General features: G+C 60.4%; 10 protein-coding genes and 1 pseudogene. 3 read left to right on the top strand and 8 right to left on the bottom strand.

Features of this window, described 5'->3' with window-relative positions; all coding sequences use genetic code 11:
• Positions 1-559 precede the first annotated feature (559 nt).
• Entirely contained in the window at positions 560-1591 is a 1032-nt protein-coding gene (locus tag JN302_RS33950; RefSeq protein WP_202330534.1) for a hypothetical protein, read from the bottom strand.
• A gap of 515 nt (positions 1592-2106) precedes the next feature.
• Here JN302_RS33950 and JN302_RS40085 point away from each other — a divergent pair.
• The 3 genes from JN302_RS40085 (at position 2107) to pyrE (ending at position 6175) form a co-directional block, all read left to right on the top strand.
• Positions 2107-2232: a hypothetical protein gene (locus JN302_RS40085; protein ID WP_446720694.1), complete on the top strand. Its 126-nt coding sequence runs from the start codon at positions 2107-2109 to the stop codon at positions 2230-2232.
• A 1533-nt stretch (positions 2233-3765) separates the two neighbouring features.
• Complete coding sequence (locus JN302_RS33960) at positions 3766-4509, top strand: acetoacetate decarboxylase (protein ID WP_202330535.1); 744 nt, start codon at positions 3766-3768, stop codon at positions 4507-4509.
• 1069 nt (positions 4510-5578) lie between these two features.
• Positions 5579-6175: an orotate phosphoribosyltransferase gene (pyrE, locus tag JN302_RS33965; protein ID WP_202330536.1), complete on the top strand. Its 597-nt coding sequence runs from the start codon at positions 5579-5581 to the stop codon at positions 6173-6175.
• Positions 6176-7215: 1040 nt separating this feature from the next.
• Here pyrE and JN302_RS33970 read toward each other — a convergent pair.
• From JN302_RS33970 to nifE, 7 genes and pseudogenes are all read right to left on the bottom strand, one after another.
• Positions 7216-7839 (bottom strand): annotated as a pseudogene (locus JN302_RS33970) (NAD(P)/FAD-dependent oxidoreductase); the annotation flags it as partial.
• 177 nt (positions 7840-8016) lie between these two features.
• Positions 8017-8904, bottom strand: a complete 888-nt coding sequence (locus JN302_RS33975) for a universal stress protein (RefSeq protein ID WP_010913616.1) — start codon at positions 8902-8904, stop codon at positions 8017-8019.
• A 98-nt stretch (positions 8905-9002) separates the two neighbouring features.
• Positions 9003-9788: a response regulator transcription factor gene (locus tag JN302_RS33980; protein WP_027056524.1), complete on the bottom strand. Its 786-nt coding sequence runs from the start codon at positions 9786-9788 to the stop codon at positions 9003-9005.
• 24 nt (positions 9789-9812) lie between these two features.
• The gene (locus tag JN302_RS33985; protein ID WP_027056525.1) at positions 9813-10292 is read right to left on the bottom strand and encodes a NifX-associated nitrogen fixation protein; all 480 of its coding nucleotides are present in this window, start codon (positions 10290-10292) and stop codon (positions 9813-9815) included.
• 17 nt (positions 10293-10309) lie between these two features.
• A complete protein-coding gene (gene nifX / locus JN302_RS33990) occupies positions 10310-10807 on the bottom strand; it encodes a nitrogen fixation protein NifX (protein ID WP_010913613.1) in 498 nt (165 codons plus the stop codon).
• Positions 10773-12155 carry a nitrogenase iron-molybdenum cofactor biosynthesis protein NifN gene (gene nifN, locus JN302_RS33995; protein ID WP_096453646.1) on the bottom strand — a complete coding sequence of 461 codons (1383 nt, stop codon included), beginning with the start codon at positions 12153-12155 and terminating at the stop codon, positions 10773-10775. Before nifN ends, nifX begins: the two co-directional genes overlap by 35 nt.
• Before the next feature lie 9 nt (positions 12156-12164).
• Complete coding sequence (gene nifE / locus JN302_RS34000; RefSeq protein WP_202330537.1) at positions 12165-13655, bottom strand: nitrogenase iron-molybdenum cofactor biosynthesis protein NifE; 1491 nt, start codon at positions 13653-13655, stop codon at positions 12165-12167.
• Between the last annotated feature and the right edge of the window lie 34 nt (positions 13656-13689).

Consider the following 13689-nt stretch of genomic DNA (forward strand, 5'->3'; position numbering starts at 1 on the left):
TACGAAGCTAAGGACAAAGACGCAAACACTCCGAGACGAAGGGGGCCGCCCTCGCCTCGACGCACGGCGTGCATGGCACCTAGGGCGTTCGTGTGCAAAAGCGCTGACACGCGCGCCGTCAACAACGTTGGCAGAGGTCGGCTTCACTCCTTGGTAGGGCCGTCGCAGAGAGATGTGCCCAAACCTCGTCTGGACTGCGCCGCACGCCGAGAGATCGTCGATTGCTGTCATCGAGCTTCCCCCTGTCGAACGCTGCCTTGTTTCATGTGGCGCAGGAAGCCGCCCGAGAGCCTTAGCTTGTACAAAGGAGGTGTCGTCGCGACGGCACCTCGCATCTCGAGAAGTGGGCCGGTGGGCAACGGGGAGGTTCGTTACCCACCAGCTTCCTGTCTGCGCCGCAACGCAGCCAGGATAACACGTGGTGTTAGCGCCGATCGGTCATTTTGCGGCCACGGCGAGGGCCGCCGCTGCTATGCCAAAAACCCGACCACTCATTCGCGACAGTCACGAGCGGCGGAAAGGTCGAGTTGCAATGGGCGAGCACTGGTTCGGCTTACGACTACCGAATATTCGCCAATAGCGTGGTCATGGCAGCAGTCATGGCGCTAGCATAGTTATCGGTATCCTTCACCTCGAACAGGAAGCGATTTGAACCCGAAACGGCGTCGGTCCACGTCGTGACCCCATTCGTATCGCACTTGATGTCGACGGGGCGGAAGCCAAAAACCGCATCGTCTGCGTCGGGCCCCGCGATAATGTTACCCAACTTGTCCACGGCTTGGGATGCCATGTGGAAAAAGCCTGCGGTGCACCACATAGGGCGATAAGCCTGGATTGTGTAGGAGCTCGATACATCGCTGCTCGGAGAAAGTAGCGGCTGTAGATAGCGTGCATCCGTTCGGGCCTCGAGGGAGTAGGTGAAGTAGCTTTGCAGGACGGGCGACAACTTTGGCAGGACTTCGCTCTGGTTGAAACCGTAGAAGGTACCGAACCGCTTCACCTTTGTCTCGCTGAAATCCGACCTCAGGTCCTCGAAGCACGGCATCCAGTAGATCGGGCACGGGATGTCGAACGTGGCGGCGTAAGCCGCCGCATTGAGCACAACGTTGTACTCTGTACCTCCCTGCTGCGCCACATCGGGATGGCCCGTGCCCGCGTTGAGGTAGATCCCGGCACATTTGTTACGGAAAAGGTCTGGATCAAGTTTTGCCGCAACGGCGAGATCGCGACAGGAGCCGACAATGCTAATGTAAGCCGGTCCTTCGCTGTCGCGAAGATAGTTGAGAAGGAACTCGGCGCCGGCGCGGTCCCGCCTGGGAAGGGCATTGAGCGACTCCCGGTCATGCGTGTAGGGCACGGAGGAGCCGACAGCCATGTGGGTCGGCAATCCGGTGAGGTAGCTTAGCTGTGCAATGCCGGTGACGTCCGGACTGCGGCCTGGGTAGTGATCGGGCGGGAAGTCGACCAGTACGCCGCCGAGCTCGAGCTGGCCCGATGCGGCAAGAGCATAGACGCAAGCAAGGTCCCAGTGATCGTCGGGATCGATATAGGGACGAAAGAGGTCGGTCTGGTGAAGCAATCTTACGGCCATGCGAATCCTCGTGGTTGTTCTTTAAGGCCGACATCGCGACCGAGTCGGGTGAAGAAGCATACGCAGGCTAAGTTATTTCTTGCAAGAATGCAATAATCTAATATTGCCAGCCGCCAATGCCGTGTGATAGCAATGTCTCGGCTTGAGGAGGCAGTATGGTTTCGTCGGGAATGCGGTGGCGCGAAGCGCGCGTCGAACACGTGTTTCGCTATGCCCATGTTGTCCACGCTGTGTTCCGTGCTCTCTTCAGGTGCAATTGACGTGGAACCGCTGATCACGCGCACGTTCGAATTCGTTCGAAGACAGTGTTCGAGATGAATCGCCGCATCTGCCCCGACGGGCGAAGTGAAGATGCAGACTATGTGCAATAGAGGAGATGCCAGTTGGATCAGGTCACCGTCAGGAACATCGCCAAGCTACCACGCTCGCCCTAATGCGGTGGCGGAGCTCTACGCCTACCGGATCATCGTGAATCACCGCGAGGCGTACGAGCTCTATGCAAGCACGGCGAGCGCATGTGGCGCATCTTCAGCGTCATCGACAAACGCTGTTTCCGGCCAATCGAGGTTGACCTGCTGATCGGCGATGCCTCCAAGGCCGCCGACCAAACTCGGCTGGAAGCCGAAGACCACTTTCGATGAGCTCGTCTCGGAAATGGTCGAGGCCGACTGCCGCGCCTACGGGATCGTGTTAGTGTGACGTGAAAACACGATGACTTCGCGGGCATGTGCATCTTGCCGTTTCAGGGCCGTCGGCATTTCAGGCCCGCCGCGGTCAGCCGGCATCAGTCAGTGCCTATCGTTTGGATCGGCAAATTCACACATCCTGCAAAGCAGAAAACCAGCCGCTCCATTCATGCGATCGACGATTTCGCAAAAAGCAGGGCTTTTAAAAGAGATCGCCGTATTCGTCGCATAAAAGGTTGCCCAGTACGTGACGCCGCTCAAAATCCATGGAGCAGAGAGTAACCTCGCCGTGGAGTACATTCCGATACTGTCGTTCGTCCACGCATATCAGCGCTCCGACGACTGGCTGCCGTGGTTCTACAATCTTAGGGTCTACGCTTCCACCCCTGCTGCTCACCGGTCGCGCGCGAACTAGGGCTTTGGCAGGGATAATGTCGGCGATATCGGGATGGGCCTCGCCACGAATCGAATTGATGGGATGTCGGCGTCGAGGGACCAACCAAATCGCGATACTTGTCTCCGACAAGGCGGCTATTCATGTGGGCGCCATCATCAAAAACATGAACCACGAATACCCCCAACCGCAGCGCCTGCAAGCGTTGTAGATCCCGGGGCCGTGCCAGCGCGCTTAGCCGTAGCAACTGCACGAGTAGGCTTCGAGAAACCTCACGCCCAAGGCGGCCGGTGGTTTTGGACCAGACATGCTTTTTGTCGCTGTCAGCTTTTGGACATGCATTTCAGACGCTTGAGGACAGACTTGGCCGTCTCCCCTGCGGTAATGTTGGCGTCGGCTCATCATCTAGCATCATTTCGGCGCCGGCTGTGTGGGCGGAAGATCTACACGACCTGACCGCCGCGTGCAGCGACTGCCTGCCGACTCATAGCTGATCTTTTCTCCTGAAGCCGGCGATGGGGCCAGGCCGTCGAGTGCGTGCTGCCGGATGCTGCGTATGCTGTCTGGCTAGACGGCGGATACCGCGTCACCTCCATATTTTCGCGACAGAGGTTTGGTGGCGTCGCAGGCCTTCTTGCTACACCACCGCAAGTGCTCGGGAATTCGTATCTGATCCGCGTGAGCCGAAGACCTTCTCTCTCGACTGGCTCGCCGAGGCCGTCTGTCCTGCGGGCACCAACGATTTCTCATTTGGCATGGCGCATGCGCGTCGATCCGCAAACCCCGTCATGAGGACAAATCGGAGCTGGCCGCCACTCCACCTCCTCCTACCACGAGGGCAGACGGGAAGCAGCGCCTTCAAATGAGGAACAAAATCACTTTACCTCGAATCTTGCCTCTCGATCACAACCGGAGCCATGGAACCGCGTCCGCGACCATCGCCTCGCGCCCCAAGGCAATTGCCCAGCGCAAATGGCTACGCGCGATTACGCCATGCATCCCTTACGAGGCTGCGACAGCACCTCGGAGAGCCTCGCCGCCATCATGCAGACCGATCTAAGCCCCACCTGATCCAGCACAAAGGAATTTCGAACATGCACCAAGATACCGTCCGTGGGAAAGCTTTCGCCATGCCCCTGATCAGCCCGGCCTACCCGGCCGGCCCATATCGCTTCCGCAACCGGGAGTATCTGATCATCACATATCGCACCGATCCGCAGAAACTGCGCGACCTTGTGCCGGAGCCGCTTCAGGTGTGCGAGCCTATGGTCAAGTTCGAGTTCATTCGCATGCCGGACTCGACGGGCTTCGGCGACTACACGGAAGGCGGACAGGTCATCCCTGTCTCCTTCTGTGGCCGCAGGGGGAGCTATACCCACTGCATGTTTCTCGACGACCATCCGCCGATAGCGGGCGGACGCGAGTTGTGGGGCTTTCCCAAGAAGCTCGCTAGCCCAACGCTCCGAACGGAGACGGATACCCTTGTTGGCACGCTGGACTACGGGCCGGTCCGCGTCGCGACGGGTACCATGGGCTACAAGCACCGAGCCGCCGACCTCGCGAGCGTGAGGGCCTCGCTCGCTGAACCGAATTTCCTCCTCAAAATTATCCCGCATGTCGACGGCACGCCGCGCATCTGTGAGCTCGTGGAATATCATCTAGAGGACGTCCATTTGAGGGGCGCCTGGACCGGCCCGGCAGCCCTGAACCTCTGGTCGCATGCGCTTGCCCCCGTCGCCGAACTGCCGGTGCTGGAAGTAGTCTCGGCAGTACACCTCGTCGCAGATCTCACGCTCGCGCTCGGGAAGGTCGTCCACGACTATCTCGCGAAAGCCTAGCCTCGCCATCGGAAAGGAAGAAACCATGAACTTTTACAGTGATATCTCATTGAACCAACGCGATGGGGAGCCGGTGGCCGGCTTCTCGACAAGGTGGCGCTGATCACCGAAGCCGCGAGCGGGGTCGGCAAGGATAGCGCGGTTCGCCCGCGAGGGAGCAAGAGTGGTCCGCGGATCTTGATCACAGCGAAGTCCAACAACGGCGTCCGGGATCGATCGGTTGACAGAAAATGGTTGCCAGCGAGAGGGGCAGGTGGAAAGCAGCTGATGCAGGCGATCGAAACCTTCGGGCGCCTCGATGTCCTGGTCAGCAACGCCGGCGTCCAGAACTTAGCGCCGCTTGTCGAGTTCTGCCACCAGGCACTTCCCGCCCGTGATAGGCTCCATGTCACGGTGTCGGCGAACTCAAGGCCACCAAAATCAGTGTAAGGCTTGGTCTGCTGTTCGGCGTCTGCCTCAGAGGCAGACGCTCGCCCTGTCGCCGATATCGCGTCGAGACTCGGCCTGCAGGGGAGGTGGACTACGGCCTACCTTGGACTTTGCTGCTGGCTTTTACCGTCGGTCAGACGAAGCGAGCCGAATGTTGCGCCGCGTGCTGATGAACGAAATTCTCGGCGACTCGACCTTTACCTCGCCTTTACGAGGAGGTTGCACGAAAAGCGCGGCCTTGCCCACTCGTACCACAAGAGTGGCACGGGGCGGACATGGCGGCCGAAACGCTCACCTCATGCGCAACCTGGTTAAGAAGCTGGCGCAAACGGGGCCGAGCGTGGCGGAACTCGAGGGGACGAGGATGAAACGCCCAAATCCTCAAAGAGACGGCCCGCGTCGAAAAAACCCGTGCCTAGCCGAGATTGGGCAAGGGCCAGGAGCCAAGGCTACCCAGCCGTAGCGAAGCCCGTGATCACGCTTAGGCACCCAATAACGATAATGGAAAAATCTGCGCGAAACGGTCGCACCGGTATTGACATTAATTGACACACCCCGCGAACACTTGCATAAGCCACATAGCGGTAGTGACTAGGTGCATGCCGCAGCCAATTTTTTCCCTACGGGCGAGGTCTGATCTATGGCGGCACTGGCGAAATTCAGACCAGTTGATTCCGGCCAACACGACAAGGACGAACTCCGCGAGATTGTCCGTGAGCGCTCTTTTCGATTCGGACGCTACACGCTCTCGTCGGGCATAGAGAGCGACATCTATTTCAATATGAAGCCTACCATGATGGTGGCGCGAGGCGCGCAACTTGCCGCTCTTGAATTCCTAAAAATAGCTGAGCAAGTGAAAGCAGAGTACGTCGGCGGTCTTGAAATGGGAGCGGTCCCCGTAATCGGATCGATGGCGGCTGTCAGCTCGATGATGAACAAACCCATAAACACGATCTTCGTTCGCAAAGTTCCAAAGGCCCATGGCACAAGGGACGTGATTGAAGGACTTGGGCCTAAAGAAGATCTCGACGGAAAAGTGGTCCTGATCGTTGACGACGTTGCCACAAGCGGCAAGTCGATATTGAAGGCGATTGAAGAGGTTCGCCGCGTCGGCGGCATTGTGGGTGACGCTGCTTGCCTCGTGGACCGTGACGAGGGAGCTACGGCGCTGCTAGCCCAACATGGCGTCACGCTGCACTCCGTACTGCATGCGAGCGAATTTGTGGAACGCCACTGACAATCTCATACAACGTCTTTCCGGCGACCTAGCCTTAGAGGACATTCCGCCGCTTTGCAGTGAGTGCAGGCGCCTCGCGAGTAAGAGCGATTGCCCCTGCCCATCCTCCCTGCTTTTGGTGCAACATATGCTGGCTGCCGTTCACCAGCGGCTTGACGCCATTGACTACCTCTCAGAGCAAGGCGCCATAAGACTGAAGGCTTTTACCGATTATCTGGCGGCGGTCGTTCGAATAGCTTCAGAGAGCGGCGACGCGGTACCCTGGATTGATCTAGCAACCCGGTTTAGCGCTCTTTTCGGTCCCGACGAGGTTGCCCATTGATCTCGCGCTTATTGCTTTTTCGTGGAACGAGCAGCTCGTCGGCAAATGCGTCATCGATCGCCAGCGGCGTGCCGGCGCATATGCGAGCGAAAAGCGCCGAGCTGCCGGTGATGAATCTCGAACGTGACGACGCCGATTGGCGCGATGCGCGTTGGCTCGGGGCCCTCGTACCCAAGCATGGGTGCGTTCCCATTCCGCGGCATCATGCTCGCTATCCCGTCTGTGCCGTTCTCAAGCAAGCGAGCTCGAGCGAACCGCCCCGGGTTGCGGATTTCGACAATCGTTGGTGGAGTTGGCTGGCGAATTGGCGCGTTCGGCCTTCGGCTGGAAGACCGGCTTGAGGCGGGCCAACGAACGGAATTGGCGAAGCCACGCTGGAGTATGCCTTCACTGGGGTCGCGTCCCTGCACGTGCTGTAACGTAGCTTTAGCGAAGCCGCTCGCGAGCGCGCCCTCATAGCGCCGAGCGGGCGAGCGGCTTCGGGGCGGGCGCAGAGGCTGGGTAGACGGGCCGAACTCACCTCACCCGGTCCAGCCACGACATGCATCGCCAAAGGCAAGGACCCCGCTGACCGCGCCCGCAAGGGGGGAGATTGGCCGTCATCGCTGCCTTCGCCAATCTCCAAGGCTAGAAGTTTGGAGCCGCCAGGGAAGCTGCCGGTCTCCCCCCTTGCGGGGGAGATGGCCGGCAGGCCAGAGACGGGGCTGTCCCGCCAGCGTTAGATCACATTCAATTCCCTGAACGCCCGCCCTTCAGCGACACGGCTGTACCCAAACGCCGAGCAGTCCACCGTGCGGTAGCCGCCGTGCACGATCAGCTCGGCCAGCGCCTTGCCGACCGCCGGCGCCTGCTGCAGGCCGTGGCCGGAAAAACCATTGGCGAAGAGGAAATTCTTAACCTGCGGATGCGGGCCGATCACCGCGTTCTGGTCGAGCGTGTTGTAGTCGTAATGGCCGGCCCAGGCGCGTGTCGGCTTGATCGCCTCGAAGGCGGGAATGCGGGTCGCCAGCACCGGCCAGATCACCTCTTCGAACAGCGGCCAGTCGACCTCGAAATCGGTGAGGTCGGCCGGGCCGTCGCCTTCTTCCGGTTCGGCGCCGCCAGTGAGATAGACCGAACCTTCCGGCCGGACATAGATGCCGGACGGATCGACCAGCAGCGGCATATCAGAATATTTGTCGCGCGCCTCGAAGACGAAGACGTTGTGCTTGCGCGGCTCGACCGGCAACACCAGCCCCGCCATGGCAGCCACCGTGCCGGCATTCGGCCCGGCTGAGTTGACGACGATGCCGACTTCCAGCCTGTCGCCATTGTCGAGGCTGACACTGGTCACGCTCTGGCCGTCCCACCTCCGCCTTGCGCATGACTGGAGAGATTTCCGGCGGGCGTCGCCTCCCGAGCAATGCTTTTCATGTTCGTTACTCTTCGTAAGATCGATTATTTCGATGGAGCCCCCTCTACGTATGAATGCAGGCGTCACAGTAGAGCTTTGAACAGCATCGGTGCGGGTCCGGAACCGTCATCGAGCCAAAAACAGCGGCAATGTCGGCTTTTCAAAGATCCATCTGGTCACACCGCCAAAGAGCCGCTCACGCAGCCGACGGCTGCCATAGGCGCCCATGACGATCATGTCCGCAGAAATGTCGATTGCGTGCTGCGCAAGGACCGTGGCCGCCGATTTGCCGGCACTTGGCAGGAGGTCAACCGACACCCGAGCACCGTGCCGAGTGAGATAGGCAGCGATGTCGGCTCCAGGCTCCGCGCCGTTCCCGTTGTAGTTGGCCTTCGGATCGACCAGGGCGACACGAACTTCCTCAGCAACGCATAGGAGGCCCAGCGCTTCTCGAACCGCACGGGACGCCTCGACTCGCGAATCCCAACCGACCAGGACGCGCCGTGGCCACAGCGTCGCCTCAGCCCCCTTCGGCACAACGAGCACCGGCTTTCCCGTATCGAACAAGCAGCCGTTGACCACAGGAGGTCCGAGATTCTCGTCGTTGAGGAGCCCTGGTCCGACAATCGTGAGGTCGGCGCAGAGCGCCCGCTGTCGTGCCACTTCACCGAGGCTGGCCGGATCGTAATAGTCGGTGTCAACGTCATAGGCGAGCGACATAGATTCCAGCAGTTTCTGGATATCTCTGGAGTGTCTTTCCAGTCTGACCGCGTCCTGTGTAAATCGATCGATTTGCCGAAACCGATCGTTCAATCTGGCAATTGCCTGTCCACGTCCTGCCGGCCACTCGGAGACACCATCTCCGATCCGCCGATGCGACATAAGGAGCATCGGAGCGGGTATAATCAGTACGGAAAGGTGTGCGCCGATTTCCGCACACAAGCCGGCAGCAGTTCTGACGTCCTGATCGGAATGGTCAGCGCCGGTCAAACAGAGTACCGTTTTAAAGCCCATTTTCCTGTTTCTTCCTGAGTATCCGTTGAGGGCGTTTCAGGCCGCAAGACCGGCTCACAGCGCGAGGAAAGGGAGTGGAACCACACTCGGCACTCAATTCAGCCGTCCAGCTTCTCGAGCGAGTAGCCGGCCGACCTGACGGTACGGATGACGATACCCGTCGAGGCCGCCTCCAGAGCCCTTCTGAGCCGACTGATGTGGACGTCGACTGTGCGTACACCGACATGGATATTGGCCGGCCAGGCCCCGCCGATCAGCTCGTCCCTACTGAAGACCTTGCCGGGCGCCTCCAGCAAATGCCGCAGCACGTTGAACTCGATCGGTCCGAGATGGATGTCATGGCCATTGCCGCAAACCCGGTGGGCATCGAGCTTCATCTCAAGGCTGCCATAGGAAAGCCAGCTGTTGTTTTCAATCGCGTTTGAACCCGGCTTCGGCAGCGCCAGCCTCGTCCGCAGACAATCGAGCAGCTTGGCCGGCGCCACAGGCCGCACAAAGCTCTCGTCAATGCCGGCCTTCAACAGATCGAGGTGCTGGTTCTCGGCGCCGGGCGCGATCAGGGCAATGATGGGCAGGCCGCCGGTTCGGGGCTCCCGCTTGAGCCGGGCGCAGATTGCGGACCCGGTAAGGCTCGTTGAACCGCAGTCCAGCACCACGGCCTGGAAGTCGCGATCGTCGGCCATTGCAAGTGCTTCCTTCGCACCGCCTGCCGGCTCACTGACGAACCCGTCCACCTCCAGTATGTGGCTGAGGAACAGATAGAACTCCGCATCTTGCGAACAGATCAGGACGCGTGGCTTCATCAGCGCTACCCCGAGAACCAAATTGGCCTCGACCGCGTCGGCCGCGTGGGCTGGCCATCGCGGCTCCTCAAGGCCTGACATGATCCTCTTGCTCGAAAATCGGTTTCATGCCCGTGCCACCTCGGGATAGGCGTCGATGGCTGCGATGGCATCGTCGACCAGTTTCGTACCGGCCGCGGCGAGTTTGCAGAACGTCTCGAAGCCGAATCGATGGACGTCGCGCACGGTCTTGGACAGAACGACCAGCCGCCCGGCGGTGAAAAGCACGCGCCCGAACCCCTCATGGCTCATTTCGATCATCGGCGATGCCATCAGGCCGGAGCGCTCCTCGATCGCAAGGGCGACGGCAGTGTAAAACTTGTCGAGCCTCCACAGCACGTCCGGATCGGGATCGCCGATGATCGGAATCGTACGCCGCTGTTCCTTGCTGACGATGAAGTCCGCCAGCAACTCGGCGTCCGCTTTGCCGTCCCAGGACCCGTGGGAATCTTGAGCAAGGATCAGCCGCACGAGGCACTTGACGAACGGGCTGGCAAGGGCCGCCTCGTCATCGTTGACAGCATGGCTGATCGCGACTTCAAACATTTTGCTCTTTCCTCGTTTCAGTCCTCGTCCTCGAAGGAGGGTTTCTTTTCGGCGACACCAGCTTCGGCCAGCACCTTGCGCAGCCAGGGCGGAGGACACGTTCTCAGCATCATCTGCGTGCGCAACAGCACCTCTTGGATGGTTTGTGGCTGCGGCACCTTGATTGGATGGATTTTTGCCGAAATAACCTTGGCTGCCGAAGGCCCGCCGATGGCCAGACAAAACAGCAGATGGCAGCCCTTCAGCGCCTCCACCTTCGGCGTGACGCGGTCATCGCCCTCGGTCCGACGCTTCCCGCTCTCATCGGAAACGTCATCGAAGGCCACGGCTTCCACGAGATGCCACTCCTCGCGCGTCACGTCGTAGACAGCAAAGCGCTTGGCCGACCCGAAATGGGCATTGAGATTCGTCATGTCTTGCGTGGCGATGGCTACGCGCAATGCGCCTGCCCGTCGGTCCGTCATCGGTGCGTGAACCTCGTCAGTGACGAGTGAGAGGCGACGAACGGAGCTCATCTGGCATTTCTCGTTTCCGGAATGGATCAAGCGCCTCAGGCGTCGGCGCGTGCTGGTTGGCCTGAAAGATATTGGCAACATCGAAGATCAGGTCGCGGGTCCCCCGATAGAGGATTGTGAGCTTGTGCTGGCTGCCAAGCCGGTCGAAGATCGGGAAGCCGACGCGCATGAGCGGAATGCCAAGGCGTCGCGACGCCTGGCGACCGTGGGAATGTGTTACGAGAAGATCCGCGCCCGCTGCAAGAGCTTCCAAATCGCCGAGATCGCCGATCTGAACCCACTCCGCCGGTACTTTCTGCAGAATCTTCGACAGATCGGTCGTCGTGACCGCCGCCGCGATGTCACAGCCCATGCCGGTGAAGAAGGTTGCGAGTTGATAGAGTTGGTCTGGTTCAGCAGCGATCGCAATTTTCTTGCCTCCGAAATGGAAATGTCCGTCGAGCAATGCATCCTCCAATTGCGCCCGGTGACGGCGAACCCGGGCCGGCACCGCCGCGCCCGAAACCGCCGATAGCAGCGAGACGAACCGGTCGACGGCCTTCAATCCGGTCAGCGACTGGAACACCGCGTAAGGCACGCCGGTCAACCCGTGCAGCGTTTTCGCCGGGTGGCGCATGTGCTCGCCGATGACGATGCATTGCGCGGCCGTGCCAAGCTCGCGGATTTCCTCGACGCTGGTGCCGCCATAGGTAGTGGTTACCCAGCGGTCAGGAACCGTGCCGTCGAGTGAGCCGGAGACGTCCGGAAGAATAACCGGCCTGAGACCAAAACTTTCAACCATGTCACGCAAATGCTCGACGTCAGCGACAGTGAGGTTGCATCCGGGCAGGATCGCGATCTTCTTCGGCTGCCGCGTCCGTTCGCCCGACCGTGTAATCCCTTCGATCATCGCCGCGACAGCCTTGGCCCAGCCCTCTTCGATCGCGCCGTCAAAATCGGGCGTGTTGGCGAGCACGACCTCCGTACCCGCGAGCTCTTCCACGTGCTTCAGCTTGACGTTGGCGATATCACTCGCGCAATCTTCGCCACGGGTCTCCACCAGCGCGGTCGTGCACACCCCTATCAGCTTTGGCTTTGTGCGGGTTTTGAGGTTGAGGATCGCCTCTTCCAGATGGTCCGCTCCGCCGAGTATGGTTGCCACCTCGTCCAACGCCGTTGTCTGCAAGGGGATCGCTTCCTTGAAATGCCGCACGAAGAGCACGAGCGCGAAGCTGGTGCAGCCCTGGCTGCCGTGGAACAGGGGCATCGCACCGTCGACTCCAAGAAAAGCAAAGGCGGCACCCAGTGGCTGCGACGACTTCAGCGGATTGACCGCCGCTGATTTGGTATTGCGAAGGATGCGGACCATCGGATTTCCTCAACGGTCGCCGAAGCGGTGAGCCGTCGCGCCGGCGAATTCATTGAAGGCGTTCACAGTCGCGGTCCCGTTCTTCGTGCTCGCCAGATCGTCCTCCAAGTCAGGCTGGCAATCCCACGGCGCCGGCTCCCGCACCTGGCCCCAGATCGGGTTATGAATGGCGAGGTCGATCTGCCGGACAAGTTCCACCATGCCATCATAGCCGGCATAAGGATGTTGGCGCTCCTGGTTGATATCGAGCCAGGGTGTCTTGGCCTTCAGCGCGATGAATTGCGTGCGCCCGCCCGACAGCATGATGTCGGCCTTGTGTTTTGAGAGCATGGCGTAGAGATCGCGCGCTGCCATCTGCTCGAACATGTGGTTTTCGTCCTTGAGGATCCGTTTGATCCGCTCCTTGTCTTCGACTGTGGATTTCTTGACCGAGGTGCCGACGATCTCCATGCCGATCTCCATCAGCGCGTGGACGACTGACCAGGACTTCACACCGCCTGTATTGAGCAGCACGCCCTTGCCTTGAAGCCGCGGGCGGTAGGCCTCGAGCTTCTTCCACGCAATCGCCTCCTGCTCAGCGATCAGCGTCTCAGTGCGATCGAGGATCTCCGCATCGGCGCCCTTCCTCACCAGCAGCTCAGCAATGTTTCGAAGTGCTTCCGAGGTATCGGTTATGCCGTAGAAGGAGCCCTCGAAGAACGGGATGTCCCAGCGCTCCTCCATCTTGCGGGCCAGATTGATCAGTGCGCTCGAGCACACCATCATAGCCGCCCGGGCGCGGTGCGCGGATGCAACGTCGATGTAACGCGCATCGCCCGGAATGCAGGCGCGCACCCGGATGCCGAGCCGATCAAGCAGGGGCTTCACCAGCCAGAATTCGCCGGAGAGGTTGAATTCGCCAAGGATGTTGATGTCGTAGGGTCCGGCGTCGTCGGGTTCCACCGTGCCGATGACATGATCGAGCAACGCTTCGGCGGCGAGTTTGTTGCCGAGGTTCTTGGAGCCGGCCAAGCCCGGCGCATTGATCGGCACCACGGCCAGACCGAATTTTTCGGCCGCGCGTTTGCACACGGCCTCGATGTCGTCGCCGATCAGCGCCGTCACGCAGGTCGAATAGACGAAGACTGCCGGCGGCGCATATGTTTCCTTGATCTCGCGGATCGCCTTGAAGAGCTTCCGCTCGCCCTGCCCCATCACGACGTCGAGTTCGGTGAGGTCGGTTGTGAAGCTTGTCCGCCACAGGGTTGGCCCGGACGAAGCTGCGCCTCTGTTGTCCCAGGAATTGCCCTCGCAGGCGAGCGGCGCATGGACCAGGTGCGCAACGTCGGTGATCGGCTGCAGGACGATCTTGGCGCCGTCAAAGGCGCAGCCGCCGGCTGCCGCCCCGGGGGTCAGCGGCTTCGAGCAGCCCTCCTTGCGCGCCCTGGCATCCTTGCGGCGGTTGTTATCGCAGGCGGGCTCGTCGAAAACGTCCTGGATCTTGGCACTGAGCGAGGTCATTGCGTCAGTCTCCGAAGTCGATTGGGCGATGGGC

This window comes from Mesorhizobium sp. L-8-3 (genome assembly GCF_016756615.1).
In the GTDB taxonomy this organism is placed as follows: domain Bacteria; phylum Pseudomonadota; class Alphaproteobacteria; order Rhizobiales; family Rhizobiaceae.

Excerpts from the sequence above, each read along its gene's own strand:
- JN302_RS33950 (WP_202330534.1), bottom strand. The coding sequence starts at position 1,591 with ATGGCCGTAAGATTGCTTCACCAGACCGACCTCTTTCGTCCCTATATC.
- JN302_RS40085 (WP_446720694.1), top strand. The coding sequence starts at position 2,107 with ATGTGGCGCATCTTCAGCGTCATCGACAAACGCTGTTTCCGGCCAATC.
- JN302_RS33960 (WP_202330535.1), top strand. The coding sequence starts at position 3,766 with ATGCACCAAGATACCGTCCGTGGGAAAGCTTTCGCCATGCCCCTGATC.
- pyrE (WP_202330536.1), top strand. The coding sequence starts at position 5,579 with ATGGCGGCACTGGCGAAATTCAGACCAGTTGATTCCGGCCAACACGAC.
- JN302_RS33975 (WP_010913616.1), bottom strand. The coding sequence starts at position 8,904 with ATGGGCTTTAAAACGGTACTCTGTTTGACCGGCGCTGACCATTCCGAT.
- JN302_RS33980 (WP_027056524.1), bottom strand. The coding sequence starts at position 9,788 with ATGTCAGGCCTTGAGGAGCCGCGATGGCCAGCCCACGCGGCCGACGCG.
- JN302_RS33985 (WP_027056525.1), bottom strand. The coding sequence starts at position 10,292 with ATGTTTGAAGTCGCGATCAGCCATGCTGTCAACGATGACGAGGCGGCC.
- nifX (WP_010913613.1), bottom strand. The coding sequence starts at position 10,807 with ATGAGCTCCGTTCGTCGCCTCTCACTCGTCACTGACGAGGTTCACGCA.
- nifN (WP_096453646.1), bottom strand. The coding sequence starts at position 12,155 with ATGGTCCGCATCCTTCGCAATACCAAATCAGCGGCGGTCAATCCGCTG.
- nifE (WP_202330537.1), bottom strand. The coding sequence starts at position 13,655 with ATGACCTCGCTCAGTGCCAAGATCCAGGACGTTTTCGACGAGCCCGCC.